The organism is Microbacterium sp. (assembly GCF_041909575.1).
Taxonomy (GTDB): Bacteria; Actinomycetota; Actinomycetes; order Actinomycetales; family Microbacteriaceae; genus Microbacterium.
The window spans coordinates 27,495-53,459 of the sequence record NZ_JAYRDE010000008.1 but is presented as its reverse complement, the minus strand read 5'-3'; the positions used below and the strand labels follow the sequence as shown (position 1 = coordinate 53,459).

The window sequence follows — 25,965 nt, the reverse complement described above, 5'->3', positions numbered from 1 at the left end:
GAGCGACACGGACCCGCTCTCGATCGCACGAGCGCCGAAGAGCGACTCGGCCGTTTCGAGAACCCCCGATCCGACCTTGCCGTAGAGGCCCAGGATCTCACCTCGGCGTGCGGTGAACGAGACGCCGTCGTAGCCGTCGCCGGTGATATCGGAGCCCTCCAGAACCGTCGGTGCGTCTGCGAAGTCGCGGAAGTTCCCACGCGAGCGCTCGACCCTGTGGCCGACCATCGCTTCGACCACCTCAGTAGGGGTGGTTTCGGAGACGGCGGCGGTCATCGCCATCACACCGTCGCGCAGCACGCAGACGCGGTCGGCGATGGCGAACACCTCGTCCAAGCGGTGAGTGATGTATAGGACGGCGACACCTCGCGCGGTGAGGTTCGCGATGACCTTGTAGAGCTGTTTGGCTTCTGCGTCGGATAGAGCTGCCGTCGGCTCGTCGAAGATGACGAGGTTGCTGCGGCCACGGATCGCACGAGCGACCTCGACGATCTGCCGTTCGCCAAGGCGAAGGGAACTCTGCGGTGCGTTCAGGTCGAGATCCGATGCGTCGAGCGTGTCGAGCGCGTGCTTCGCCTCTCGACGGAGTGCCTTGTAGTCGACTATGCCGCCGCGGAGGGGCCAGGAACCGAGCACGACGTTCTCGGCGACGGTGAGCGGAGGCGCATCACTGATCTCCTGCGAGATCAGCCGGATGCCGCGTTTGCGTGCACCGGCCACGGAGTATCTATCGGCCACACCTTCCAACTCGATGACGCCGGTGTCTGGCTGGTAGTCACCGGCGATGATGCGGACGAACGTGGACTTGCCGGCGCCGTTCTCGCCCAGCAGCGCCGTGACGGTGCCGGGTGCCAGGTCGAGGTCCACTCCGTGGAGGACCTCGACCTGGCCGAACGACTTCCTTACGCCACGTGCGCTGAGGAAGACGGGTGAGCTCATTAGCAGCTGTACTCCGGGTAGTAGTCCAGCAGCGTCTCCTTGGTGATGAACTCGTGCGGGACGAGAATCTGCTCCGGCACTTCCTCACCCTTAATGAGGTCGATGATCGCCGGAACGATCAGAAGGGCGTACTTCTCGGGGAAATAGGCTGCGCTGCCGATCCAGTGGTCGAACGTCAGAATGGCGCAGTTGTCCGGGTCGAGGTTCTGCACGCCGATGTAAAGATCATCGGTGCGATCCTGAGCCCGAGCGGCTGCAAGAGCTCCGAGGATGACGTCTTCGTTGATGCCGACGACGACGATTCTCTTCGCGCCCGGGAGCGCGGTCAGCGTGTCGGTGAACAGGCGCTGTGCGACATCGGTCTGGCCGCCCGCTCCGGTGTCGAGGATCTTCTCGTCGTGGACCGGCCCGCACACGCTCTCGAAGCCTTCTCGCGTGCCGTCCATGCGAGCGTCGTTGACGGCGCCGACGGCGGTCGACTCGAGCGAAATATAGGCGTCGTACTCGCAGTCGAAGTTGTCCGCGAAGTACTTTGCGACGTTGTATCCGATGAGCTGGCCGGCGTAGTCGTTGGCAGCGCCGACGAACGTGGACTGGCACGGATCCTGGACGATATCGATTGCGACGACCGGAACCTGCGGGCCCTCCTCGCAAATCGAGGGCGACGCTGCGGCGTCCGCCTGGAAGGTGACAAGGCCGTCGACGTTCTGGCTCTTGAACTGACGCGCGCAGTCGAGCGCGGTGGCGGTGTCGAACTTCGAGTCGCAGGTGATGAGCTCGAGCCCTGCTTCCTCGGCAGCTGCCTCCATACCCGCCTGAAGCGCTGTGGGGAACGCTGCGGCGAGCGTGAGCTGCGTAAAGCCAACAGTCAGGCCTTCACCCGAGCCGGGCTCGACGGGCTGGAACTCGGCCACGTCGGTCGGCGGCGTTGGCGGCGGCGCGTCGGCATTCACGTTCGAGCCGCCGGACCCCTCCTGAGCGGCAGGGCTGCTGCCGCCTGCACAGCCGGAAAGGGCGAGGATAACGGCCACAAGTGCCGCCGCGGCCGGCATCACCCGGCGCTTGCTGTATCGATTCATTTTGGGACTCCCTTGGCCCGCCGTCACACTCGATTGTAACGTTGCAACGAGCTATCGGGAAGATACCGCCCCCGAGGCGAGGCTGTCAAACGGTCATCGAACCGTGCTTGCCCGCACCACCAGCTCTGGAAGGAATCGCGTCGACTCGTGACGGTGGGAGCCCGTGACTTCCATCTCGGCGATCAGGAGCGACGCCGCACGGTTTCCGATGTCGCGCGCTGGCTGACGGAGGGTAGTCAGGGGTACGCGTGCGACGGCAGCGACCGACACGTCGTCGTACCCGACTACCGCGATTTCAGCCGGCACGGCTATCCCGTGGTCGAGCAGTCCGGACACCACCCCCATCGCCAAGAGGTCGTTCACGGCGAAGATCGCATCTGGCCGACTATCGGGCCGCCGACCAGCGATGACGGCGGCAGCCTCCAGGCCGGCCTGTACAAAGTACCCGGACGTGACGATCTCTTCGAATCCCATGGCGTTCTGGGCGGCATATGTTCGCGCACCCTTCGCCCGGCTCCCGATCTGCGGCATTTCCGCAGGCCCGCGGACCAGCGCGATTTTGCGGCGCCCGATGGACAGCAGGTGCTGCAGAGCAAGCGTCGCGCCACGTTCGTCGTCCACAGCGACCGAGCAGAAGCGTTCCTCGTCGGCGGGCAAATCGAGGAAGATCACCGGGACTCCGCGGGAGACGATGCTCGCCAGCCCGGGCGGGTCGGCGCCCAACGGTGAGATCATCAGGCCTCGAACGCGCTGGGCTTCGAAGAGCTCCAGTAGCTGCCGTTCAATGGTCGCATCCTGCACTGCGTTGCCCAGCAGAGTCGAGTACCCAGCGGCACCGAGCGTCAACGAAGCCGCCTGAGTAACTTCGGCGAAGAAGGGACTGGACGCCTCGCTCACCACCACCCCTACCGCACGGCTGGCGCCGAGTCGCAAAGATCGAGCGGCGTCGTTGCGGACGTAGCCAAGGTCTTCGATCGCCTGTTGAACACGAGCCAGGGTATGCGGCGCAACTGCGTCCGGACGGTTGAGCACGTTGGAGACAGTGCTCAGGCCGACGCCCGCGCGAGCGGCGACGTCGCGGACCGTCACCGCCCCGCTCGATCTTGATCTCACCCTCGAAGGCCTCCTGTTGACTCGTCAGATTCGTCCCCCTATGTTGGCACGGGTTGCAACGTTTTTGTTGGAGGTACGGATGTCCCCATTGGGAGTCCAAGGTGAGATTCGCCCCGGCTACGAGGCGATCTTGAAGTCGTTCGCTGCGGGCGTCACCAGTCCCAGCACCACGGGCGCTGCGTTGTCGGTCTGGCATGAGGGTGAAGAGGTGGTAAACCTTTGGGCCGGTACGGCAGACGCACGCGATGGGTCATTGTGGGCCGCAGACACGCTTCAGGTCATCTTCTCCGCCTCCAAAGGACTCACAGCGGTCGTTCTCATGCAGATGCACGAGCGGGGCGAGCTGAACATCGATGCTCCGATCCGGTCGGTCTGGCCGCAGTTCGCCGCTCACGGTAAAGGCGACATCTCCATCGGCGACGTGCTTGCTCATCAGGCCGGTGTGTCGGCCCCGCGTGAAGACCTCTCTCTCGAGGAAGTGCTCGACAGTGCTGCCCTCGCGGAGCGAATTGCGGCGCAGGTTCCACTGTGGACACCGGGCGCTGCCCACGCGTATCACGCCATCACATATGGCACGATCGCGCAGGAAATAGTCCGCCGAGTAGACGGGCGCGAGCTGCACGAGGTCTTCCAGCAAGAGATCGCTTCTCCGCTCGAAGCCGATGTTTCGCTCAAACTTCATCCCCACCACTTGCGCCGTGTCGCCCGGATAGAAACGACTCCGAACTGGGACCGGGCCCGCTCGTCGGGCTCCGACGAAGACGACGCGTGGATCGGTCGCGCGCTGACGATGGGCGGCGCTTTCCCGCGCCCACTCGTGGCCGGCGACGAAGGCTTCAACGATCCTCGCGTGATCCTCGCCGGGGTCGCGGGCGCCGGCGGCGTGGGAACCGCCTCGGGTCTCGCGCGGATCTGGTCCGCCGTCGTGCGCGAGACGCGTGGTGTCCGCCTCCTGAACGATGCCTCCGTCGCCCGGCTCGCTGCCGTGCGCAGCGAGGGCCCGTGGCACTTCAACCCGGGACCCCCGTTTCACCGGTGGGGCGCCGGCGTGCAACTCTCCTCGGACGTGACCCCCTGGTTCTCGCCCGACAGTCTCGGGCATGACGGCGCCGGCGGTCAGTCCGGGATCGCCGACCACAAGCTCGGGGTAGCACTCGGCTATGTGACCAATCACATGGACACCGTCGACCGAGTCGCTCCCATCATCGAGGCTTTCGGCTCCCTCGAACCCGTCAGCTAACCTTCCGGAGCGCGGGGTCGCCGGGGGAAACAAGGCGTGGAAATTCGCTGATCGAGCGCGACCGGCACGACCCCGAAAAAGAAAACCCCCGGATAACCGGGGGTTTTTCTGCGGAGACGGAGGGATTTGAACTCCCGTCGAACGACATTTCCCCAGCCGTGCGAGCCGTGCAGGGGCGTGATTCCGCGGATCTCGACCTTTCTCCGACGGTGCCCGATGTGCCCCGAGCGAGCCAATCTTTCTCAATCCGTTCCCACAACACCACACGGCCGGCGAGTGATCTACGACTCCCCCGCGCGCCGCCAACCAGGAGCCGGGTGCGCTGAGCCGCTCAGTGCGGCTCGCCGTCATCCTGCTCGCGCGCGTCGGCGGCGCGGGCGATGAGCACCGGCTCCTCCTCGAGCGACAGGTCGATGATGGCGCGGAGCAGCCCTCCGAGACTGGTCGACGTCAGCAGGCGGAATCGGTCGTACTCGCCCAGGGGAGCGATCGCGGCGAGCTGCCAGGACGACTCCACCGGGTCATCGGAGAGAGGCGCGTCGGGATCCCATCGACCCTCTCCGAGAATCGCCGCGAGCGTCGCGATGCGCCGAACGACCCGTTCCGCTTCGCGGCGCAGCGGTTCGAGTGCGTCGTCCCAGACGAGCGAGGGGATGATCGACACCTCGGCGATGGGGTGCGGGTCGTCCTCGCGCCATCTGTCGACGGAGATCCGCTCGCCGCCCACCGCGACCACGTACAGGTCCTCGGCGCCCGCCTCGATCTGCAGGATGCGCGCCATGGTGCCGACCGGGCTCCGCTGATCCCCGCCGCCGGCCTCCAGCCCGCGCTCGATGAGCACGATCCCGAACTCCGGGTCCTCCTCGTCGAGCAGCCGGCCAATCATGGTGAGGTAGCGCGGCTCGAACACCCTCAGCGCGACCGGTGTGTACGGGAACAGCACGCTGCCGAGCGGGAACATCGCCACGGCGTTCATGCGCACCAGTCAACCAGCCGACGACAGGTGCGGGGCCGACGGCAGGAAGATCCGGGCACCCACGGCGGCGACGAAGGCGCCCATCAGCAGGAAGCCCTGGGAGCACCCGCCGCACCTGGAGGACACTGGGACCGATACGCGCGAGAGAGTCGCGTGGGAAGGGAGGTGGCATCCGTGAACCTTCCCCGGGCTCGCGGACATTAAAGGGTATGGACGAACCCGACGCGACGGACTGGGCTCGGGTCTGCGCAGGCGACCCCGCCGCCCTGGGCGCGCTGTTCGACCGCCACGAGGCACGGCTGTTCCGCCACGCACGACGACTGCTGTCCGCTCGCGAAGATGCGAAGGATGCCGTCACCATCGCGTTCTTCGAGCTGTGGCGAAAGCGCTCCACCGTCCGGCTGGTCGACGGTTCGCCGCTCCCTTGGCTCCTGAACACCGTCGCGCACTCCGCCCGCAACCTCGAGCGGTCGAGCCGCCGGTACCGCACCCTCATCGCTCGCGCACCGCGACCGCAGGCGGACGAAGGCCCGCGGGGGCCCGATGAGAGCGGAGTGCTGGCAGCGCTTCGGCGACTCCCCGCGAGAGAGCAGAGCGTCGTCGTCCTGACGATCCTCGAGGGCTACCCCGAGCGTGATGTGGCGCAGACCCTCGGCATCCCTGTCGGCACCGTGAAGTCGCGTCTGTCACGAGCGCGAGGCAAGCTCCGCGATGAGATGTCCCGGTTGGAGGCGTCATGAGCATTCACGACGACAGGCTCACGTCCCGAGAGCACGACGACATGCGCGATCTCGTCCTGGCCGGCACCCAGAGCATCCCGCAGGCACGATCCACCCGTGCGCCGTTCGTCGCGGGCGCCGTGGCCCTGCTGTTGATCGGCGGGCTCACCGGCGGCATCCTCACCGCGACGCTGCGGGAGGACGGCACCACCGTGCCGATCGCGACCCCGAGTCCGAGTCCCGAGTCGGACGCCCCCGCCTCCCCGATCGTGTACTCGTCCGGCTTCTTCGAAGGAGACATCTACGTCGTGAACCCGGGCTCCGCTCCTCGCCGCATCATCGGCTCCGACGTCGACGCGCTCGATCAGATCTGTCCCGCGTTCTCGCCCGACGGCACGCGCCTCGCTTCCGGGCAGGCGGCGGGTGACGGTCAGTCCGGCTGGCAGAGCGCGGCGCTCGTGATCAGCGACCTCGACGCCGACGGTGAACCGGCCGGCTCAGTTCAGATCCCTCTCGACGGGGTGGGGCAGCCGCCCTGCCCGATCTGGTCGCCCGATGGCCAGTGGGTGGCGTTCGGCGGCGGCACGACCCACGCTCAGCTCCCGGCGAGCTTCGACCAGGTCTGGCTGGTCCACGTCGACAGCGGCAGCGCTCGCGTGATCAACGTGAACACCACCGACATCGAGTGGTCCGCCGACAGCACCGGGCTCTACGTCGCCGGCGACAGCCTCCGCCGGTACGAGATCGGCGAAGCAGACCTCGGGCCCCGCATCCCCGGAACCCAGGGTGCGGTCGCACTCACCGCCTCGCCCGACGGCACATCCCTCGCGTTCGAGCGACAGCAACCCGGCTCCGTGGAACGGTTTGATCTAGTGCTCATGGGCACCGACGGATCCGACCAGCGCATTCTCGCCGAGGGTTACACCCGTGCGCGCGGCATCGGACCGGTGTGGTCCCCCGACGGCGAGCGGATCGTCTTCCAGCGCACGTGCACACGCAACTGCGCCGACCTCTCCACCGAGCTCCGTCAGGACGAGATCGTCATCCTCAGCGTCGCCGAAGACGACCCGCTGGGGCCGATGGGGACGCAGACGGTGCTCGCCCCCACGCAGACGACCGAAGGCAGCGAGCCGCGGCTGTGGATTCCGGTCACCGTGAGCTGGGCGCCCGACAGCAGCACGCTTCGCTTCATCGGATGGGAGCTGCGCCCCTCGGGCGAGATGGCCTCGGGGTCCGGTCTTCTGACCGTGCCCGTGGACGGAGCGGCCGCGCCGGCGGTCCTCTGGGAGACCCCCGAAGGAATCGGTGCGTACTCCGCGATCCCGCAGAACGACTTCCAGACCTGGAGGACACGATGAGCGCACGATCGGTGATGATGAGCGCAGGTGCTGCCGCGCTGCTGCTCGGGCTGGCGGGCTGTGCTGGGTCCGCCCCTCCCCCGTCCGCCTCTCCCACACCGGACTCCGTGAGTTCCGCTGACGGCGGGTCGCGCACCGACCCGGCCGGCGGATGGATCACGCTGTCGGCCGGGTGGGAGGCCGGCGACATCATGCTCGCCAGCGGCGGCGACGCCGCGCACCGCATCGTCGGGGCGGACGGCGACGGCATCCTGCGTCAGTGTCCGGCGTTCGCGCCCGACGGGGTGAGGCTGGCGTCGGTTCGTCGGCGGGCACGGACGGCGACTGGCACGATGTCGCGCTCGTCATCGCGGAGGTGACCGCCGACGGGCAGGCATCCGTCACACAGGAGGTCGCACTCGACCCGCTCACGAACGGACCGTGCCCGATCTGGTCGCCGGACGGAGCGCACATCGCGTTCGGCGCTCTGACCGACGGCCGCCGTCCGGTGGTCCCGGCGTCCGAGGTGTGGATTCTCGACGTCGCTTCCGGCGAGATCGAACGGGTGACCGGCCTGCGCACGACCGATATCGAATGGGATCCGGACGGATCGCGGCTGTACATCGCGGGCGAAGGCGGCATCCTGGCCTACTCGCTGGCCGACTCACGCACGCGCACCATCGACGACACCGCTCCCGCGAACGCGCTCACGGTGTCGCCCGACGGGGGGATGCTGGCGGTCGAACGGCGGCGGGTCAGCGCAGCCGACCGGTACGAGCTGTGGCTGATGGACGAGGACGGGTCCGACCAGCGCAAGGTCGTCGAGGAGTACCCACGCAACCACGGCATCGGACCGGTGTGGTCGTCGGACGGCGCGCACATCGTCTTCCAGCGCACGCGTGAGACCTGCGCAACGACAGGAGAACCGTCGGACAACTGCCCGGAGCAGCATGAGGTCGTCATCCTGACGCTCGGCATCGCCGATTCGGCGGTCCCCGCCGTCACCGAGAGCGTCCTCGCGCCCCCGCAGACGGGAGAGGGCGACGACGCGCTGCTGTGGTTCCCCTACAGCGTCGTCTGGTCGCCAGACGGCGCCGCTCTCCTCTTCCTCGGCTGGCCCGAGGGCCGCGACGCGCTCGGCGAACTCGTGCTGGGCCCGGAAGGAGTGCTCGTCACCTCGGTCGACGGGTCGGCACCACCGGTGATCGTGTACGAGGGGGACGGTCTCCGGGTGTACTCGTCCAAGCCCATGAACACATTCCAGAGCTGGACCGGCGGATGAGCTGGCGAGTGCTGCCGATCAGGCAGGGATCACGAAGCCTGAACTCGGCTCACGGCCGGCGCATCCTGAGCATCGGTCCTTGATCAGACGCCGCCGAGCTCCTCCCGCCAAGGCGGGTCGGCTCCCGGGCGCGACACCGTGATCGCGGCTGCGCGGGCCGCGCGTTCGAGCAACCGCGTCAGGCTCTGCGGGCTGATCTCCCGGAGCGCGCTCCGCGCTTCCCCGCCCTCGTAGCCCGACTGCACCAGTCCGTCGATGAGTGCGCCCCATGAAGGTGTCACCTGCCCCGACGGTGTCCACGACGTCGGCGCGTACGGCGTCGACGTGCACGCCGCCCTCCCGCGTCAGAGCAGCCGCTCCGCCACCTCCGAGCGTCACGACGACGACCGCCGGCCCCGATGCGAGCCACGCCTCAGCCGTCTCCAGAGGATCCTTGTCGGGTGAGAGCCACGCGAGATCCTCGTCGCTGGCCTTCACGAGATCGGCGACGGCGACCCAGGCTTCGACGCGTGCACGGGCCTCCTCTCGACTGGGCAGCAGCGCGGGACGCACGTTCGGGTCGAAGGTCAGCAGCGCCCTCTGCCGCAGCGAGCTCGCCAAACGTGCGACGTCGGTCGCGCCGGGCTCGAGCAGCGCAGCAATCGATCCCGTATGGACGATGGATGCCGATAGCCCGGCACCTGCGGCCGGGAGCGCCCAGTCGAGGTCGAACTCGTAGGTCGCCGCGCCGGAGGCATCCAGCGAAGCCGTCGCCGTCGCCGTACGCGGGGCGTCCGCCGCGACGACCCCGACCCCCGACTCAGCGAGCCAGGCCCGGACCCGTTCGCCCCGCTCGTCGTCGCCGAGTCGGGTGAGCAGAGTCGGCGTGTGACCGAGGCGCCCAAGGGTGAGAGCGACGTTGGCGGGGCTGCCGCCGGGCGACTCGTCCGCACTGCCATCCGCTCGTCGCACGACATCGACGAGCGCTTCGCCGACGACGAGCACAGACGTCCACGTCCCGACGCTCACCTCCGGGCGGCCCTGAGCTCGCGCACCGTCAGGCCCCGGAAGGTCGCCGCCCCCTCGTGTGCGTACAGCCGGATGCGATCGTCGCCTTCGAGCGGGAACACGCGGTGCGAGTGCACGATGCGTCCGTCGCCCACGAAGAGCTCCACGCTCGTGCGGTCGACGAGCACGCGGATCGCGAGGCGGCCCGTTGCCGGGTCGATCGGGGTCTGCGACTCTCCGCCGGTGGGGTTGATCGTCGGCCGGCGGTTGACGTAGACGAACGGGCCGCGCAGGAATGCGCCCGCCGCGACATGGCGCCCGCCACCCGGCGCACGGCACACCTCGATGCCGATGTTCGCCGGCGGAGCGGCGGGATCCCACACCAGCTCGCAGGTCAGATCGTACGCGAGCGATCGCACATCCAGGTCGCGGGTGCCGGACACCGCGACGTCACCCAGCCGATGGGTGCGTCCGGCGTAGTCGGCGAGCGCGGCAGTGGGCGTCGACGCGAGGTAGTACCCGTTGCCTCCAGCCCTCAACCGCACGTCGCGCACGATCATGTCGTCGCCGTTGTAGCCGTCGGTGGCGAGGGTCGGAGTGTTGTGCGGGTAGTCCCAGAAGTTCGACCACCCGATCGCACGCCGGAGCGAGGCATCCTCTGCCCCGGAGGCGTCGTGGTGCGGGTAGGTCACGGCGCCGTAGAAGTCGAACCCGTGATCGAGCCACTGCGGCTCGTCATGGTCGGGCGTGAACGCGGCGCCGTCGAAGGACCCGGTCCAATAGGCGTAGGTCGCCGGCAGTCCGCGACCCTTGCCGTTCGCGCTGGTGCCGAGCACCCAATGCGACGTGCCGTCGTCCGCCGTCATGAGGAAGAGGTCGGGGCACTCGAGCAGACCGATGTCGGTGCGGACGAACTCCCCCACACGGGTCCAGGACCGCAGATCCGGCGACGCGTAGAACCCGAGCTTCTGCCCTTCGGCATTGGCCATGAACCAACGGCCGCGGTCGGCATCCCAGATGACCTTCGGGTCGCGGAAGTCGTGGACGCCGGGGTTGGGCAGCACCGGATCGGAGCCCCCCGCCCGGAACGTCGCGCCGCCGTCGGTGGAGTACCAGAGGTACTGCGCCTGCCGGCCGTTCGGCGCTTGGGTCACGAGCGCGATCACCGCCCCCTCGCCGTAGCCGGCGGTGCCGTGCTCGTCGACGACGAGACTTCCCGACCAGCAGTCGCCGTTGCCGTTGGAGAACTTCGGGATGGCGACGCCGCGGTCGCGGAACGTCACATGGTCACGCGTGGTGGCGCGCCGCCACGACGTGCCGCCGCCGCCCTCGAGGTAGTCGGCGTTGTACAGGTAGTAGTAGTGGTACTCCCCACCGACATAGATCGGGCGCTGCGGATCGTTCTTCCAGTTGTCCGGGACGCTGAAGTGGTAGACGGGCCGCATGCGCGAGCGTCCTTTCGTCGAGGCTTTCGCAGGCGACGCGGACGCCGCGGCACCGCCGGTCTCGGCCATGGCGAGCGAGGCGCCGAGAGCGGCAGCTCCGGCACCGGTGAAGAGAGCGCGGCGCGAGACCGCAGAGGACTCTGTCATGAATCACCTTCCTGTCGCGGCGGCATCGACGCCGCCTGGGGCTGAGCGCCCGCCGTCATCGTGCGGACGCCATGGGCCACGCGCGCATCGACGCATGCGCCCGGTCGAGTGCCACCGCGACGCCGACCGCATCGGCGCGCGTCGGATAGACGCGGGCGGCGAGCGGAACCCCGTTCGCGAACGCCTCCACCGCGGAATGGTCGACGAGGATGCGGAGCCGCACGAGCTCGTCCTCGCCGAGCGGCACGGTCCCCGACAGGGGCACGGCGTCCGTGGTGCGGTCGAGGCTGGACGCCGCGCGGTCGAGCGACAGCTCGATCGCGTCGCCGCGCCGATGAAGTCGGTACACCGTGCGTTCGACCCCGTCCGCGGTCGCGAGGACCGCCACTTCGGCACTGCCGCCCTCGTCGAGCCGGACATCGAGCTCGAGGTCGAGCTGATCCCCCGATACGCGGTCGCCGACCGTCGCCGCGTCGCCGTCGAACTGCGCGGCGAGCCGCAGGCTGTCGATCTCGGGAGCCACGGCCTGGTGGAGGGAGCCGTCGGCGCGCGCCGTCACGACACGAGGCAGCGACATCACGCCGGACCAGCCGGCGACGAGGGTCGCGGCATCCGATCGCCCCTCCTGCATCCAGCCGAACATGACGCGGCGACCCGCTTCGTCGCGGAACGACTGCGGGGCGTAGAAGAACCGGCCGCCGAGGTCGAGCCGGTGCAGCTCCCGCGGCTCGAACGAGTCGCCGCGGTACTCCCCCGCCCAGTAGAGCGGATGATGAGTGACGCCCTCATCCCACGCCGAGAAGACGAGCACGTCGGCGTCGTCCACACGGAACAGGTCGACGCACTCCCACATCGTGCCCGTCCAGTCGGCGGCGGCGCTGTCCTGCGCGGCGTGGTCGCCGACGAGCAGCGGGCCGACGTAGTGCCACGACCGGAGGTCGTCGGAGTCGTAGAGAAGAGCGGTGCCGCCCACGTCGCGGATGCCGGAACCGATGATCTGGCGCCACCGGCCGTCCTCCCGCCACACGCAGTGGTCGCGGAAGGCGACGATGTCGAGGTCGGCCGGGGGTGCCGCGAGCACGGGGTTCGCCGCATCCTTCGTCCATTCGATGAGGGCGGCGTCTCCGGTGGCGACGCAGGGCAGCTCCCTGCCGTCGCGGCGCCCCGAATAGACGAGCGTCGGCACTCCGCCGTCGTCGACGAGCACGCCCGACCAGCAGCCCTCGGCGTCGGGGCCGGCGCTCGGCTCGAGCGCGATCGGCAGGTGCTCCCAGTGCACGAGGTCGCGGCTGCGCGCGTGCCCCCAGTGGATGCTCTCGTGCACCGGCGCGTAAGGGTTGTGCTGGTAGAAGAGGTGATACCAGCCGTCCCGCTGAGTCAGTCCGTTGGGATCATTGAGCCACCCCGCCGGCGCCACGAAGTGGAAGGCCGGCCGGTGCCGGTCGCGCTCGGCGCGACCGGCGAGGTCGGGCGCGATCGTCGGGGTGGTCAGTGGATGGGCGGTCATGCGGCGTCTTCCTGATCGTCGGCGGGCTGTTCGAGCGCGGTTCCCGGCGCATCGGCGGGCGGGGCGTACAGCCCGCAGCGCACCCAGTGCTCGGGCGTGTCGCTCAAGCGATGGAACACCGGCTCCTCGCTGGAGCAGGGCTCCGCGGCGGTCTCCGCCCACGGGCATCCGGTCGGCGTCAGCACCTCGCGGCGCAGACGGGCACGCTCGACCGGGTCGAACGGCTCGGTGCGCTTCGGGTCGGGGACCGCCGAGATGAGCAGCCGGGTGTAGGGATGGGCAGGATGGGCGAGCAGCTCCATCGCATCGCCGCCCTCGACGAACTCGCCGGCGAACATCACGACGATGCGATCGGCGAGGTAGCGCGCAGAAGCGAGGTCGTGCGTGATGTAGAGCATCGAGATGCCCTGCTCCTCGCACAGGTTGCGCATGAGGTTCAGCACGCCGATCCGCACCGAGACGTCGAGCATCGACGTCGGCTCGTCGGCGAGGATGAGTCGGGGGTTCACCGCCAGCGCGCGAGCGATCGCGATGCGCTGCCGCTGACCGCCCGACAGCTCGTGCGGATAGCGGTCGAGCATCTCCTCCGGCAGCCCCACCTTCGCCATGAGTCGGCGCTTGGCCTGCTCGATCGCCGCGCGGCCGGAGGCGGCGCCGTGGATGCGCAGCGGGCGCTCGAGGAAGTGCCCGATCCGGTGGACGGGGTTCAGGGAGCCGAAGGGATCCTGGAAGATCATCTGCACCGCCGAGCGGTACTCCCGGGTCGCGCGCCGCTTGGAGGTGGCGATGATGTCTCGGCCCTCGAAGAGGAACGTGCCGTCAGACGGCTGCTCGAGGCGGGCGATACAGCGGGCGAGCGTGGACTTGCCGCTTCCGGACTCGCCGACGAGGGCCACGATCTCCCCGTGCGCGATGTCGAGGTCGACCCCGCCGAGGGCCCGGACCTGCTTGCGAGAGAAGGATCCGCCGATCGTGAAGGTCTTCTTCAGCCCGCGTGTCGAGAGCACCGGAGTGTTCTGGTCGTTCATGCGATGCCCTCCGAGATCAGTTCGTCTTCCGTGTGCGGCGCGACCCAGTGGGTCGGTGTCACCGGTTCCAGGTCGGGGATATCGCGGAATCTCACGCCCTCGCCGAGGCCACGAAGCCGTGTGCGCGGACCCGACATCGGGGGGAACGCATTCATCAGCGCGCGGGTGTAGGGATGCTCCGGAGCGTCGAAGATCTCCTTCGCGGGCGCCGTCTCCACGAATCGACCGGCGTACATGACGGCCATCCGGTCGGACAGCTCCACCATCAGCGAGATGTCGTGCGTGATGAAGAGGATCGCGAAGCCCAGCTCCTGCTGGAGCTCCTTGATCTGCGCCATGATCTCCTGCTGCACGACCACGTCGAGCGCCGTCGTGGGCTCGTCCATGATCAGCAGCGGCGGCCGCAGCGCGGTCGCCATGGCGATGACGACGCGCTGCCGCATCCCCCCGGAGAGCTGATGCGGGTAGGCCCGCAGGCGTTCGCGCGGGATGCCCACGAGATCGAGGAGTTCACCCGCCCGCGCGAGCGCGGTCTTCTTCGACGCGCCGTCGTGAGTGGTGAAGATGTCCGCGATCTGGTCGCCGATCGTCATGACGGGGTTCAGCGAGTTCATCGCGCTCTGGAACACCATCGCCACCTGGCGCCAGCGGAAGTCCCGCAGCTCGTCGGCGCTCAGCGCCAGCACATCGGTCCCGGCGAATCGGATGGATCCCCCGGCGATGACGGCGGGGTCCCGCAGGAGGCGCAGAATCGCATTGGCGATGGTCGACTTGCCGCAGCCGGACTCGCCGGCCAGGCCGAACACCTCGCGCTCGGCGATCGAGAACGTGACCCGGTCGACGGCGCGCACCGTGCGGGCCTCGGTCACGTACTCGACGCTGAGGTCTTCGACCTCGAGGAGGGGAGTGCTCATCGGATCTTCTCCTTCTGCGATGCCGCCTGCTCTGAGTCGTTCCCCGCGGATGCCGCCACCCGCGTGGGCTCGTCGGGGGTGGTGCGCCGTCGCGGCCGGCGCAGTCGGGGGTTCGTCGTCTCGTCGACGCCGTAGTTGATCAGGGCGAGGGCGAACGCGACGAGGGCGATGCAGACGCCGGGAGGGACGAACACCCACCAGGCGCCGGTGAGAAGGGCGCCGTCGTTGCTCGCCCAGTAGAGGTTCGTTCCCCAGCTCACCGTGCTGATGTCGCCGAGGCCCAGGAACTCGAGGCCCGCCTGGGCTCCGATGCCGAAGATGACGCAGGCGAGGAAGGTGCTCATGACGATGGACGCCATGTTCGGCAGCATCTCCCGGAACATGATGCGCAGTCCGCCTTCACCGGTCACCTGCGAGGCGCCGACGAAGTCCTTGCCGCGGATCGACAGCGCCTGCGAGCGCAGCACCCGCGCCGACCCTGCCCACCCGGTGATGACGAGCACCAGGATGACGGTGCCGAGCCCCTGCGGCAGGAAGGCTGCGAGGATCACGAGCAGCGGCAGGCCGGGCAGCAGCAGGAACACGTTGGTCACGAGCGACAGGAGGTTGTCGACCCAGCGCCCGAGATAGGCCGAGGCCAGGCCGACGATGAGGCCGACGAGCAGTGCCAGGATCCCGACCGAGAAGCCGACGAAGAGGGACGACCGAGAGCCCCAGATGTTGAGGGCGAGGACGTCCTGCCCTTTCGCCGTGGTGCCGAGCCAATGCTCGGGCGACGGCGGCTGGGAACCCAGTCCCGTGATGAGATTGGGGTCTCCGGGCGAGATGACCGGCGCGAAGAGGGCGACCAGCACGAACACGGCGAGGATCACGATGCCCGCGACCGATTTCGCATTGCTCACGAGGCCCCGGAGGAGCCCGCCGCCACCGCGCCGGCGGGGCGGAGGCGGAGCGAGCTGAAGCTGGCCGTCGGGGCCGGGTCCCGTGCCGAGATCGAGCTCGGCCATCGCCTGGGGATTCTGTGCGAGTGACATCGCGCGCTCCGTTCAGCTCACGCGCACGCGCGGGTCGAGCCGCACGTACACGATGTCCACGAGGAAGTTGGCGATCAGCACGAAGGTCGTGATCGTCAGGAAGAGCCCCTGCATCAAGGGGTAGTCGAGGTTCTGCACTGCCGAGAGGAGTGTGTAGCCGATCCCCGGATAGGCGAAGACGACCTCGGTGAGGAGTGCTCCGCCGACGAGGAAGCCGAGCGACATCCCGAACGCGGTGACGGACGGCAGCAGCGCGTTGCGCGCGGCGTAGTTCGTCCGGACGCGGTTGGGGCGCAGGCCCTTCGCCTCGGCCATGACGATGTAGTCCTCGGCGTTCGTGGCGATCATCGTGTTGCGCATGCCGAGCATCCACCCACCGATCGAGACGAGCACGATCGAGGTGGCCGGCAGGACGAGGTGGTAGGCGACGTCGCCGATGAACGCGAGGGAGAACTCGGGAGTCATCCCCACGCCGTAGGCATGCCGCACGGGGAACCAGCCCAGGGTCACGCCGAAGACGTAGAGCAGACCCATGGCGAGCCAGAAGTAGGGGAACGAGCCGATGAAGATGAGGAAGGGCGGGACGTAGGAGTCGAGCACGCCGCCGCGGCGCCAGGCAGCCAGCACACCCAGCACATTGCCGAGGATGACCGCGATGATGAGCGAGACGAATCCGAGGAGGAGCGTCCAGCCGATGACACTTCCGATGACGTCGATCACGGGCGTCGGGAACCGCGAGATCGAGAATCCCAGATTGCCGGTGAACAACTGCCCGAGGTACCGCAGGTACTGCTCCCACAGCGGCGCGTCGCTGAGCCCGAATGACTCCTTCAGCGCCTCGATCTGATCGGGGCGCAGCTGACCCTGCAGGCGCGCGACCATGCGCGAGACCGGGTCTCCCGGCATGAAGCGGGGGAGGAAGAAGTTGAGGGTGATCGACACCCAGAACGCGACGAGGTAGAACCCGAAGCGTCGAAGCATGTATCCCATGGTGTGACTCCTTGGTCGTCCGCGTCGGCGACGCAGCAGGACGACCGTTTCTCAGCCGGCGGTGACCGGCTCGAGGGTGGTGAGGACGAGGACTGTCGTCCGCGAGCGCGTCGACAGCGTCGCGTACGGGTTGTCCTCGGTGGGCCAGCCGGTGAATCGCTCGTTGCTCGCCGCGCCCCACTCGGGTCCGGGGAACAGCGGAGCGACCGGAGCGTCCTCGGCGAAGAGCGCCTGCAGCTGGTTCGCGATCTCGTGCTGCGCGTCCTCGTCGGAGGCCGCGGCGAACTCTGCCAGCAGAGCGTCGGCCTCGGGGTTGCCGTAGCGGTGGTAGTTGTCGAACGTCTGCTCACCGACCGGCTTCACCGTCTCGGTCCCCATCACGCCGCGGTAGAACTGATACGGCGTGGGCGCGTTGGCGCTCCAGACGATGCCGGAGTCGAACGTCCCGTTCTCGTATCCCGCCACGACGTCGCCCCAGTCCTTCGCGGCGACGGTGACCGTCACGCCCAGCTCGGCGAGGTTCTGAGAGATCACGTTGCCCACCGACACCCAGTCGCTCGAGGTGGAGCCGACCGAGAAGTCGAAGGCGAACGGCGTGCCGTCGGGAAGGACGCGCGTGCCGTCGGGACCGAGGGTGATGCCCGCGGCATCCAGCAGTTCCGCCGCAGCGTCCAGATCACGGTTCGTCCACGCGCAAGACTCGACGACCGCGTCGTCGCGCCAGGCGTCGTACGAGCCGCTCAGTCCGGTGCAGTCGGCGGGATAGGTGTAGCCCTGCATCCCGATCTCGGTGACCTGCTCGCGATCGACTGCCATCGAGAGCGCCTTGCGCACGTCGGGGTCGTCGAACGGTGCCTTCGTGGTGTTGAACTGCCAGTTGATCATCGACCCCGTGGGCGGGAACCAGTAGAACCGGTTGTCGGGGTCCTTCGCGACGTAGGCTTCCTCGATGTTGGGGATGAACTGCGGCGCCCAGTCGACATCACCGTTGGCTGCGGCAAGGTTCGCGCCGTCGTTGCCCGCGAAGGCCAGCATGCGGATGCCCTCGATCTGCTGCTTCTCGGGCTGCCAGTACTCGGGGTTCTTCCCGAGGTCGAACGACTGCGCCTGGAAGCTGGTGACCTCGGTGTACGGGCCCGTGCCGACCGGCTCCTCGTTGGCGAACTTCGTGGGGTCCTCGACCTCGCTCCAGATGTGGGCGGGTGCGATGATCTGCTGCCCGATGTCGAGCAGCGCCGGCGAGAACGGCTGGTTGAACTCGAACTGCACGGTGAGCGGGTCGACCGCGGTAACGGCCTCGATGTAGTCGAAGCCGCCGCGGATCTCACGCTGCAGGTCGAACGACATCACGACGTCGTCGGCGGTGAACGGCTCGCCGTCGGACCACTTCACACCGTCGCGCAGCTGGTAGGTGATGCCCATGCTGTCCGGCGCCACCTCCCACTCGGTCGCGAGCCACGGGGTCGTGGAGCCGTCCGCCGGGTTGTAGATCAGCATCGATTCGTAGATCGCCTGCTGCGTCATCGGGAACTCGGGGTTCGAGAACGGGTTGAAGTTGCGATCGAACGTTCCCATGTCCTCGCGCGGAATCGTGAGGAGCTGGGTGCCGTCCGAGGAGTCGGCGGAAGTGTTTCCGCCGCCACTGCAGCCCGTCAGCACGAGTGCCGCCGACGCCGCGAATGCGGCGGCGATGAGCACCGCTTTCCGGTGAACTGTCATGATGAGGGTGTTCCTTTCTTCATTGAAGCCAGGGGCTGCGCGTCGGACGAGATGTCCAGTCACACCGACGCGCGTTCGAGGAGCGGGCAGTCGACCGTCACGGTTTGCGTGGCGGTCGACTGACCCGCGATGATGCCGGCGAGGAGTTCCACGCCTTTTGCGCCCATCGTGTCGAAGGGCAGCGCGACCGTCGTCAGACCGGGTCTCAGGTACGCAGCGATGAGTTCCTGATTGTCGAATCCGATGACGGCAACGTCGTGGGGGATGCGCAGTCCGCGCTCCTTGATCGCGTCGTAGGCGCCCATCGCCATACGGTCGTTGGCGCAGAAGAGCGCCGTGGGCGGGTCGGCCAGGTCGAGGAGGGCGGATGCCGCGGCGTAGCCGCCGTCGGCGGTGGCGTGCCCGGAGATCTCGAGGCTCTCGTCGGCTGAGATCCCCGCCTCGCGCAGCGTCTCGTGGAAGCCGATTCGCCGGCCGACGGCTGCCGGGATGCCGGGATCGAGGTTCACGAACCCGATGCGTCGGTGCCCTGCCGCCAGCAGGCGCTCGGTGGCACGACGCCCGCCGGACCTCTCGTCGGGGACGACGGCGGGGAACCTGCCCTCGCGGTCGAAGCAGTTGACCAGCACGGTGGGGACCTCGCGGGCGATGTCGGGGAGGGTCACCGCGCGATGCCACGTCGCCGCGTAGAGGAGTCCCTCGACTCGCTGTTCGAGAAGCCGCTCGATCACGGCGGTCTCGGCGGCCGGGTCGGACTCGGTCGACGCGATCAGCAGGTATTTCTGGTCGACGAGCGCACGGTCTTGCGCGCCCTTGATGATGTCGACGGCGAACGGCGCCGTCACGATCTCGGTGACGAGTCCGTACCAGTCGCTTCGCTGATTCGCGAGCGCTCGTGCGCCCGCGTTCGGCCGGTAGCCGAGTTCCGCCGCGACGGCCAGGACCCGGGCACGCGTCTCGTCAGCCAGCGCGACGGAGTCTCTGCCGTTCAGAACCAGCGAGACCGCCGTGCGCGAAACGCCGGCCTTGCGCGCGACGTCCTTCATCGTGACCGGGCGGGGAGTCGTCTTCGACATGGGTGGTGCTTCCGTCTGCGGGCTAGGAGGACTAACGCGGGTTAGTAGGCTCGAAAGGAAGGCTAACTCGCGTTAGTGGCGCATGTCAAGCATGACTTTCAGGTCGGGTCGCCGCTGCATGGGCGGGCATGCACTACTGAACATGTTCAGAAATCTAGGAGCGTTCGGACATGAGCGAGAGTCGCAAGCCGGTCGTCGTGATCGCCGGCGGGAGCGGATTCATAGGAGCAGCAGTGGCGGAGGCCTTCGCGGCGGACGGATACGAACTGCGGCACATCGGGCGTGCTGCCGGCATCCGGTGGGACGACGGCGGTGCGATCGACCGAGCAGTCGACGGCGCGGATGCCGTGATCAACCTGGCGGGCAGATCGGTGAACTGCCGGTACACCGACCAAAATCGTCGAGAGATCCTCGAGTCGAGGCTCACCACGACGCGCGCCTTGCGACAGGCGATCGAACGGGCGCAGACCCCGCCCCGCGTCTGGCTGAACGCCTCGACGGCCACCATCTACCGGCACTCGATGGATCAGCCGAACACCGAAGCCGACGGGGAACTAGGTTCGGGGTTCTCCGTGGATGTCGCGACCGCCTGGGAGCGGGAGCTTCTCGCGGGCTCTCTCCCCGGCACTCGCCGTGTCGCGCTGCGCATGGCCATCGTCATCGGCGATGGGCCCGCGACGCGGATGCTGCTGACGTCGGCGCGCTGCGGACTGGGCGGGACCCAGTACGACGGCTGGTGCCCGCCGCATCGGCGCTACCGCGGCATCGGGACACATCCCACCGGCCAGCCCACCGCGCCCTGGTACCGCACCCGAGGACGGCAGAAGTTCAGCTGGGTGCACATCGATGACGTCGTCGCGGCGATGCGCTTCATTCGAGACGACGACCTCCTCACCGGGCCGGTCAAGAGTGGGCCAAGATATGCGCATGGCGACTGTTTCAGGCATCCTCGGGACTCTTGTCCCGCCGAGTCAGCGTCAGACCGCTGCCGACGTGACCGAGGCGCTCGATCTCGGCTCCGGCGACCGGGTGGGAAAGCGGAGCGGTTTCCTCATCATGCTCACGCTCGCCGGCATCGTGGCGATCGCGGGCGTCCTGACGGACTCCACGGCGACGGTGATCGGCGCCATGATCATCGCGCCACTGGGAACACCGATCCTCGCGATCGGCCTCGGCATCGTCACCGGTCATCTGAGCTTGGTCGTGCGATCGATCCTCTGGGTCCTCGGAGGCGTGGTGATCGTCATCGTTCTCGGCCTGTTCTTCTCGATGTTCGTGGCCACACCGCAGAGCCTGGAGAGCAACTCGCAGGTGCTCGGGCGCACGTCGCCGAGCTTCATGGACCTCATCGCCGCACTCGCCACAGGATTCGCGGGCGGATTCGCCATGTGCCGCAAGGACCTCAGCGCCGTCCTTCCCGGGGTGGCCATCGCGATCTCGCTCGTGCCCCCGCTGGGCGTGGTCGGCGTGTGCGCAGGTCAGGGACTGTGGGCCGACGCGGCCGGCGCCCTGTGGCTGTTCCTCTCGAATGTGGTCGCGCTCGTCATCGCCGGCAGCATCGTCTTCACCCTCGCCGGCTACGCCCGCGAGCCGGGTTCGTCACGGGTCGCCAACCGCCGCCGCGCGTACCTGATCGTCAGCGCGTTGATGATCGTCATCGCCATTCCGCTCGCGGCCAACTCCGTCGTGTCGATCGCGCTCGCACGCTGGTCGGTGACGATTCAGCAGGCCACGACCGACTGGCTCGCCGACGAGGCCGGCGCACGGGTGTACGGCGTCGACTGGTCGGGAGCGAATGCGACCGTCGAGATCACGACCCAAGACGGCTCGACACCCTCCATCGAAGCGCTGCGCACATCGCTCGCCGGCACGCTCCCGGGAGTCGTGGGCGTCTACATCGACGTCGGGCAGGGCACCGAGATCAAGATCCAATAGGGGGCGGGGCAGCCGAGCGAGCTGGTCGACCAGGTGAGCGGCGACTGGTCGGCATCCTCTGGCTACCGAGCGATCCTCGTCTCACACGCTCGCCGAGATCATCCAACACACTGACGTGCGCCGAGCGTCGGCATCAGGCATCCTGAGTCAATGGCGACCGTCTGGCGTTCCATCGGCAGGCGCGCTGCACGGGGCGCCCTTCTGGGGTTGGTCACGTTGGCCGTGATCCTCAGTGGGTGCAGCTCGAAGCCGGGACTGGAATGGACCCGCGTCACACCAGGCGGGGACTGCCAATGCGCCGACGGAAGCGAATTCGCATTCTGGGAGTGGCGGGCCGACCCCACCAGGGTGGTGATCTTCCTGAACGGAGGCGGCGTCTGCTGGGATGCCGCGTCGTGCGCGCTCACGGGCGATCACGGCGAGAGCGACTTCTACGACTGGAGCATCCAGGGAACGGAACCTGAGAATCGCAGCGGCATGTTCGACATCACCCGAGGCGACAATCCTTTCTCCGAGTACTCCTTCATCTACGTCAGCTCATGCACCGGCGACGCGCATCTCGGCAACGTCACGCAGGACTACTCGTCGAGTCTGGCTGTCGAGCATCGTGGATATGTCAACGGCACCGCTGCTCTGGCCTATCTCGCCGAGAACTACCCCGACGCCACCGAGGTCATCGTCGTGGGCAAGACCGCTGGATCCGTAGCGGCGCCGATCTACGGGGGCCTCGTCGCCGACCTCCTCCCCGACGCCACGGTCACCGTGTTCGGCGCCCAGTCCGGCGCGTGGCCCGACGACCAACGTTTCAACGCCGACATCCTCGAGGGGCAGTGGGGCGCGTACAGCGCGATGCCCGATTGGGCGGTCGCCGGACTCGGCGTGCGGGAATGGGGCGTGCCACGATTCTGGAGTCAGGCCGCCAGACACGAGCCGCGACTCGTGTTGGCCCGCTTCGACTTCGCCTTCGATCCTCAAGCCGCCTCCGAAGTGACCCGGTGGATCGGCGCGGAAGACTCGGATCTGCTGGAGATCATCGACGACAACGAGGCGGCGATCGAGGCGAGCGGGGCGACCCTTCACAGCTACACCGCACCGGGCGCCGACCATCAGATCTTCGAGCCGAGCAAGTTCTACGACCTCGAGGTGAACGGCGTCCGGCTTGTCGACTGGCTCGACACACTGGTCACCGGCGATCCGCCCGCGGACGTCCATTGCGACCAATGCGGACCGTGACTCGGGACCCGAGGACGACCACACCGCGGACGACGACGCCACAGCGAGCAAGGAGCAGCACGATGCACACACGCACCCTCGGACGGGGCCTGCAGGTCTCCGCCATCGGACTGGGCTGCATGGGCATGTCACAGAGTTACGGCCCCAACCCCGGCACCCGCGAAGACATGATCGCGGTCCTCCGATCCGCCGTCGACCTCGGCGTCACCTTCTTCGACACCGCCGAAGTGTATGGGCCGTACGTCAATGAGGAACTCGTCGGCGAAGCCCTCGAGCCGGTCCGCGACCAGGTCGTGCTTGCGACGAAGTTCGGCTGGGACATCCAAGACGGCGCCAGCGTGGGCCTGAACAGCCGTCCCGAGCAGATCCGTCGCGTCGCCGAGGCATCCCTCACACGGCTCCGCACCGACGTGATCGACCTGTTCTACCAGCACCGCGTCGACCCCGACGTTCCCGTCGAAGATGTCGCCGGCACCGTCGGCGACCTGGTCGCTGAAGGCAAGGTGCGCCACTTCGGGCTGTCCGAGGCATCCGCTCCCACCATCCGCCGCGCCCACGGTGTCTTTCCGGTGACCGCGTTGCAGAGCGAGTATTCGCTGTGGACCCGGGACCCCGAAACCGAGGTCCTGCCCACCCTCGCTGAGCTCGGCATCGGCTTCGTCCCGTTCAGCCCCCTTGGCAAGGGCTTCCTCACCGGCACCGTCGACACGTCCACCACGTTCAGCGACGACGACATCCGCCGCCGTGTGCCACGTTTCGAGGAAGCGAACCTTGCCGCGAATCGGGCGGTCATCGATCACGTCAAGGAACTGGCCGCCGCCAAGGATGTCACTCCGGGCCAGATCGCCCTGGCGTGGCTGCTCGCACAGCACCCGTGGATCGCGCCGATCCCCGGCACCCGCCGCACCTCCCGCATTGAGGAGAACGCGGCGGCGACGACCGTGGCGCTGTCGGCGGACGAACGAGACGACCTCGACGGTCTCACCCGCCGCATCGCCGTCCAGGGCGATCGGTACAACGCCCAGCACATGGGCTACGTCGACCGCTGAGGCTCCCGACGTGACGAAGCCCGTCGAATCGCTGCACTGCGTGCCACGATCTAGGGGCGGGATCAAGCTTCAATTCCGGGAGGCACCCTCAGCCATTTGTGGTGTGCTGGCGCATGATTCCGCCTGAATTGAGAGCGCTTCACGAGGTCGTGCCCGGCGTGGACCCGGCGGGGCTCGCCGCCCACGACGCCAGCAGCCGCAGTCGTTCCGCGGAGGGCGAGCCGGGCTCGGCGCTGTAGATGAGAAGCACCCGGCCGGGGTCCGCGGTGATCGCGAGTTCCTCGTACACCAGGGTGAGGTCCCCGACGACCGGGTGGTGGAACCGTTTCGTGCCCGTGCCGTGCGTGCGGACGTTGTGCGCGGCCCACAGCGTGCGGAAGGTATCGCTGCGGGTGGAGAGCTCGCCCACGAGGTCCTGGATGCCCTTGTCGTGCGGGTCTCGGCCGGCCTCGGCGCGGATGACGGCGACGCACATGTCGGCGAAGAGGTCCCAATCGGGATAGAACTCCCGAGCGGCCGGATCGAGGAACTGGAATCGGGCGAAGTTCGGGGTCCTCCCCCCGTCGCGGATCAGCGGCGAATAGAACGCCCTCCCGAGCTCATTGAAGGCGAGCAGGTTCTGCCGCTGATCTCGGACGACCGCAACGGCGTCCGTGACGGCGGCGAGCGCCCACTGCAGACTCGGCCGGGGCGGACCGGACTTGGCGGCGCGGCGCGGGTGGCGCCCGGAAGCGGGGATGCCGTCGGCGTTGGGGGCGAGATCCAAGAGGTGCGCGTGCTCGGCATCGCTCAGCTGGAGCGCGCGCGCGACCGCATCCAGCACGGCCCCCGAGGCGCCGGCGATGCTTCCGCGTTCGAGCTTGGCGTAGTACTCCACGCTCACCCCGGCCAGCGTCGCGACCTCGCTGCGACGCAGCCCCGCGACGCGCCGGTTCGAGCCCGCGGGGATGCCCGCGGCATCCGGCGACACCGCGGCGCGGCGCGTCATGAGGAACTCGCGGACCTCATCTCGATTGTCCATAGCCCCACGTTAGAGCGCCCGTGTCCGACGAGGGGTGCCCTGGCGGTACACCCTCCGCCAGGGACTCCGCCGTGCGACGCAGCACGCGAAGACTGGATCCATGCCTCAGAATCCCTCATCGCCCGGGACTGCAGCCCGCCCGCTGCTGCCGGCGCTGCTCCTGCTGCTGACGGTGTTCGGGCCGATCTCGATGGACCTGTACCTGCCGGCGCTCCCGGCGCTGACGACCGAGCTCGGTGCAGTGACCTCGGTCGCGCAGCTCACGGTCACCGCATGCCTGATCGGGCTCGCCGCGGGACAGCTCGTCGCCGGGCCGCTGTCGGACCGCTTCGGCCGTCGCGGCATCCTGCTGACCGGCATCGTGGCGTACATCGTCACCTCGGCCCTGTGCGCCCTGAGCCCGTCGATCGAACTCCTCATCATCGCGCGCCTGGTCCAGGGCCTCGCGGGCGGGGTCGGAATCGTCATCGCGATCGCCGCAGGGCGCGACGTGTTCTCCGGACGGAAGCTGATCCGCTTCTACGGCAGCCTCACCGTCATCGGCGGGTTCGCGGCCATCGTCGGCCCGCTCCTTGGCGGAGTGCTGAGCGCCTTCACGGACTGGCGGGGTCTGTTCGTCTTCCTCGCCGTCATCGGCGTCGCGATCCTCATCGCCACCCTCCTCGGCTTCGACGAGACCCTCCCCGCCGACCTCCGCGTGTCGGGAGGCTTCGGGCAGACGCTCCGCGATTACCGCACCCTCCTCACCGACCGGACATTCCTCGGCGCCGTCCTCAGCCAGGGGTTCCTGTTCGCCGCCCTGTTCGCGTACCTCGCCGGCTCGACCTACGTGCTGCAGGACATCTACGGCCTGTCGCCGCAGTGGTACGCCGCCGCCTTCGGGCTCAACTCCGCCGGCCACATGGTCTTCGGCTACCTCGCGGGCCGCGCCGCCGAGAGATGGAGCATCCTCGGCACCCTCTGGATCGGCGTCGCCGTCACGGGCCTCGGCGCGCTCGGTCTGCTCCTCGCGGGCCTCGCACCGATGCCGCTCTGGGTCGTCATCGCGTCGCTGTTCGCTCTCTCCAGCGGTGTCGCCGTGACCGCGCCACCGTCGACGACCCTCGCGATGACGGACTACCCGCAGATGGCCGGCACCGCCTCCTCGCTGCTGGGGATGGTCCGATTCGGGTTCGGCGGGATCGCCGCGCCGTTC

General features: G+C 68.4%; 22 protein-coding genes and 1 pseudogene. 9 read left to right on the top strand and 14 right to left on the bottom strand.

Going from position 1 to position 25,965, the window contains the following annotated elements; all coding sequences use genetic code 11:
* The 3 genes from ACE3O1_RS02515 to ACE3O1_RS02505 all read right to left on the bottom strand — a co-directional run.
* Positions 1-939, bottom strand: a 939-nt coding sequence (locus ACE3O1_RS02515) for an ATP-binding cassette domain-containing protein (RefSeq protein WP_374312092.1), incomplete at its 3' end; no start/stop codon positions are given.
* Positions 939-2,018: a sugar ABC transporter substrate-binding protein gene (locus ACE3O1_RS02510; RefSeq protein WP_374312090.1), complete on the bottom strand. Its 1,080-nt coding sequence runs from the start codon at positions 2,016-2,018 to the stop codon at positions 939-941. The genes ACE3O1_RS02510 and ACE3O1_RS02515, both read right to left, overlap by 1 nt.
* 93 nt (positions 2,019-2,111) lie before the next feature.
* Entirely contained in the window at positions 2,112-3,107 is a 996-nt protein-coding gene (locus tag ACE3O1_RS02505) for a LacI family DNA-binding transcriptional regulator (RefSeq protein ID WP_374312088.1), read from the bottom strand.
* A 154-nt stretch (positions 3,108-3,261) separates the two neighbouring features.
* Here ACE3O1_RS02505 and ACE3O1_RS02500 point away from each other — a divergent pair, with 154 nt between their 5' ends.
* On the top strand, positions 3,262-4,371 hold the full coding sequence (locus ACE3O1_RS02500) for a serine hydrolase domain-containing protein (protein WP_374312086.1): 1,110 nt from the start codon (positions 3,262-3,264) through the stop codon (positions 4,369-4,371).
* A gap of 331 nt (positions 4,372-4,702) precedes the next feature.
* Here ACE3O1_RS02500 and ACE3O1_RS02495 read toward each other — a convergent pair whose 3' ends face one another.
* Entirely contained in the window at positions 4,703-5,347 is a 645-nt protein-coding gene (locus tag ACE3O1_RS02495; RefSeq protein ID WP_374312084.1) for an LON peptidase substrate-binding domain-containing protein, read from the bottom strand.
* A gap of 209 nt (positions 5,348-5,556) precedes the next feature.
* Between ACE3O1_RS02495 and ACE3O1_RS02490 the strand changes: the two genes are divergently transcribed.
* The 3 genes from ACE3O1_RS02490 to ACE3O1_RS02480 all read left to right on the top strand — a co-directional run bounded on the left by ACE3O1_RS02490 (position 5,557) and on the right by ACE3O1_RS02480 (position 8,685).
* Entirely contained in the window at positions 5,557-6,087 is a 531-nt protein-coding gene (locus ACE3O1_RS02490; protein WP_374312082.1) for an RNA polymerase sigma factor, read from the top strand.
* Positions 6,084-7,424, top strand: a complete 1,341-nt coding sequence (locus ACE3O1_RS02485) for a TolB family protein (RefSeq protein WP_374312080.1) — start codon at positions 6,084-6,086, stop codon at positions 7,422-7,424. Before ACE3O1_RS02490 ends, ACE3O1_RS02485 begins: the two co-directional genes overlap by 4 nt.
* 259 nt (positions 7,425-7,683) lie before the next feature.
* Positions 7,684-8,685: a TolB family protein gene (locus ACE3O1_RS02480; protein ID WP_374312078.1), complete on the top strand. Its 1,002-nt coding sequence runs from the start codon at positions 7,684-7,686 to the stop codon at positions 8,683-8,685.
* A gap of 18 nt (positions 8,686-8,703) precedes the next feature.
* Here ACE3O1_RS02480 and ACE3O1_RS02475 read toward each other — a convergent pair whose 3' ends face one another.
* The 9 genes from ACE3O1_RS02475 to ACE3O1_RS02435 form a co-directional block, all read right to left on the bottom strand.
* Positions 8,704-9,693 (bottom strand): PfkB family carbohydrate kinase, encoded by a 990-nt coding sequence (locus ACE3O1_RS02475; protein WP_374312076.1) that lies wholly within the window; start codon positions 9,691-9,693, stop codon positions 8,704-8,706.
* A complete protein-coding gene (locus tag ACE3O1_RS02470) occupies positions 9,690-11,117 on the bottom strand; it encodes a glycoside hydrolase family 32 protein (RefSeq protein WP_374312096.1) in 1,428 nt (475 codons plus the stop codon). Before ACE3O1_RS02470 ends, ACE3O1_RS02475 begins: the two co-directional genes overlap by 4 nt.
* A 202-nt stretch (positions 11,118-11,319) precedes the next feature.
* Positions 11,320-12,771, bottom strand: a complete 1,452-nt coding sequence (locus tag ACE3O1_RS02465; RefSeq protein WP_374312074.1) for a glycoside hydrolase family 32 protein — start codon at positions 12,769-12,771, stop codon at positions 11,320-11,322.
* Complete coding sequence (locus ACE3O1_RS02460; protein WP_374312072.1) at positions 12,768-13,799, bottom strand: ATP-binding cassette domain-containing protein; 1,032 nt, start codon at positions 13,797-13,799, stop codon at positions 12,768-12,770. Before ACE3O1_RS02460 ends, ACE3O1_RS02465 begins: the two co-directional genes overlap by 4 nt.
* On the bottom strand, positions 13,796-14,713 hold the full coding sequence (locus ACE3O1_RS02455) for an ABC transporter ATP-binding protein (protein ID WP_374312070.1): 918 nt from the start codon (positions 14,711-14,713) through the stop codon (positions 13,796-13,798). Before ACE3O1_RS02455 ends, ACE3O1_RS02460 begins: the two co-directional genes overlap by 4 nt.
* The gene (locus ACE3O1_RS02450) at positions 14,710-15,720 is read right to left on the bottom strand and encodes an ABC transporter permease (protein ID WP_374312094.1); all 1,011 of its coding nucleotides are present in this window, start codon (positions 15,718-15,720) and stop codon (positions 14,710-14,712) included. The genes ACE3O1_RS02455 and ACE3O1_RS02450 overlap by 4 nt, the downstream gene beginning before the upstream one ends.
* A gap of 39 nt (positions 15,721-15,759) precedes the next feature.
* Positions 15,760-16,737 carry an ABC transporter permease gene (locus ACE3O1_RS02445; RefSeq protein WP_056125070.1) on the bottom strand — a complete coding sequence of 326 codons (978 nt, stop codon included), beginning with the start codon at positions 16,735-16,737 and terminating at the stop codon, positions 15,760-15,762.
* Positions 16,738-16,788: 51 nt separating this feature from the next.
* The gene (locus ACE3O1_RS02440; RefSeq protein ID WP_374312067.1) at positions 16,789-18,456 is read right to left on the bottom strand and encodes an ABC transporter substrate-binding protein; all 1,668 of its coding nucleotides are present in this window, start codon (positions 18,454-18,456) and stop codon (positions 16,789-16,791) included.
* A 59-nt stretch (positions 18,457-18,515) separates the two neighbouring features.
* Complete coding sequence (locus ACE3O1_RS02435; RefSeq protein WP_374312065.1) at positions 18,516-19,532, bottom strand: LacI family DNA-binding transcriptional regulator; 1,017 nt, start codon at positions 19,530-19,532, stop codon at positions 18,516-18,518.
* A 170-nt stretch (positions 19,533-19,702) separates the two neighbouring features.
* Here ACE3O1_RS02435 and ACE3O1_RS02430 point away from each other — a divergent pair.
* From ACE3O1_RS02430 to ACE3O1_RS02415, 4 genes and pseudogenes are all read left to right on the top strand, one after another.
* Positions 19,703-20,437, top strand: a pseudogene (locus ACE3O1_RS02430) (NAD-dependent epimerase/dehydratase family protein); the annotation flags it as partial.
* Between the two features lie 22 nt (positions 20,438-20,459).
* A complete protein-coding gene (locus ACE3O1_RS02425; RefSeq protein WP_374312063.1) occupies positions 20,460-21,467 on the top strand; it encodes a TIGR00341 family protein in 1,008 nt (335 codons plus the stop codon).
* Positions 21,468-21,617: 150 nt separating this feature from the next.
* Positions 21,618-22,700, top strand: a complete 1,083-nt coding sequence (locus ACE3O1_RS02420; protein WP_374312061.1) for a pectin acetylesterase-family hydrolase — start codon at positions 21,618-21,620, stop codon at positions 22,698-22,700.
* A 62-nt stretch (positions 22,701-22,762) separates the two neighbouring features.
* Positions 22,763-23,749: an aldo/keto reductase gene (locus ACE3O1_RS02415; protein ID WP_374312059.1), complete on the top strand. Its 987-nt coding sequence runs from the start codon at positions 22,763-22,765 to the stop codon at positions 23,747-23,749.
* A gap of 139 nt (positions 23,750-23,888) precedes the next feature.
* On the opposite strand, the gene ACE3O1_RS02410 is transcribed toward ACE3O1_RS02415, so the two are convergent.
* Positions 23,889-24,770 (bottom strand): helix-turn-helix transcriptional regulator, encoded by an 882-nt coding sequence (locus tag ACE3O1_RS02410; RefSeq protein WP_374312057.1) that lies wholly within the window; start codon positions 24,768-24,770, stop codon positions 23,889-23,891.
* Between the two features lie 100 nt (positions 24,771-24,870).
* On the opposite strand from ACE3O1_RS02410, the gene ACE3O1_RS02405 reads away from it, so the two are divergent.
* Positions 24,871-25,965 (top strand): multidrug effflux MFS transporter (locus ACE3O1_RS02405; protein WP_374312055.1); only part of this gene is annotated, 1,095 nt, incomplete at its 3' end.

Excerpts from the sequence above, each read along its gene's own strand:
- ACE3O1_RS02455 (WP_374312070.1), bottom strand. The coding sequence starts at position 14,713 with ATGAGCACTCCCCTCCTCGAGGTCGAAGACCTCAGCGTCGAGTACGTG.
- ACE3O1_RS02450 (WP_374312094.1), bottom strand. The coding sequence starts at position 15,720 with ATGGCCGAGCTCGATCTCGGCACGGGACCCGGCCCCGACGGCCAGCTT.
- ACE3O1_RS02445 (WP_056125070.1), bottom strand. The coding sequence starts at position 16,737 with ATGGGATACATGCTTCGACGCTTCGGGTTCTACCTCGTCGCGTTCTGG.
- ACE3O1_RS02495 (WP_374312084.1), bottom strand. The coding sequence starts at position 5,347 with ATGAACGCCGTGGCGATGTTCCCGCTCGGCAGCGTGCTGTTCCCGTAC.
- ACE3O1_RS02410 (WP_374312057.1), bottom strand. The coding sequence starts at position 24,770 with ATGGACAATCGAGATGAGGTCCGCGAGTTCCTCATGACGCGCCGCGCC.
- ACE3O1_RS02470 (WP_374312096.1), bottom strand. The coding sequence starts at position 11,117 with ATGCGGCCCGTCTACCACTTCAGCGTCCCGGACAACTGGAAGAACGAT.
- ACE3O1_RS02415 (WP_374312059.1), top strand. The coding sequence starts at position 22,763 with ATGCACACACGCACCCTCGGACGGGGCCTGCAGGTCTCCGCCATCGGA.
- ACE3O1_RS02460 (WP_374312072.1), bottom strand. The coding sequence starts at position 13,799 with ATGAACGACCAGAACACTCCGGTGCTCTCGACACGCGGGCTGAAGAAG.
- ACE3O1_RS02490 (WP_374312082.1), top strand. The coding sequence starts at position 5,557 with ATGGACGAACCCGACGCGACGGACTGGGCTCGGGTCTGCGCAGGCGAC.
- ACE3O1_RS02440 (WP_374312067.1), bottom strand. The coding sequence starts at position 18,456 with ATGACAGTTCACCGGAAAGCGGTGCTCATCGCCGCCGCATTCGCGGCG.
- ACE3O1_RS02420 (WP_374312061.1), top strand. The coding sequence starts at position 21,618 with ATGGCGACCGTCTGGCGTTCCATCGGCAGGCGCGCTGCACGGGGCGCC.
- ACE3O1_RS02510 (WP_374312090.1), bottom strand. The coding sequence starts at position 2,018 with ATGAATCGATACAGCAAGCGCCGGGTGATGCCGGCCGCGGCGGCACTT.
- ACE3O1_RS02485 (WP_374312080.1), top strand. The coding sequence starts at position 6,084 with ATGAGCATTCACGACGACAGGCTCACGTCCCGAGAGCACGACGACATG.
- ACE3O1_RS02435 (WP_374312065.1), bottom strand. The coding sequence starts at position 19,532 with ATGTCGAAGACGACTCCCCGCCCGGTCACGATGAAGGACGTCGCGCGC.
- ACE3O1_RS02465 (WP_374312074.1), bottom strand. The coding sequence starts at position 12,771 with ATGACCGCCCATCCACTGACCACCCCGACGATCGCGCCCGACCTCGCC.
- ACE3O1_RS02425 (WP_374312063.1), top strand. The coding sequence starts at position 20,460 with ATGGCGACTGTTTCAGGCATCCTCGGGACTCTTGTCCCGCCGAGTCAG.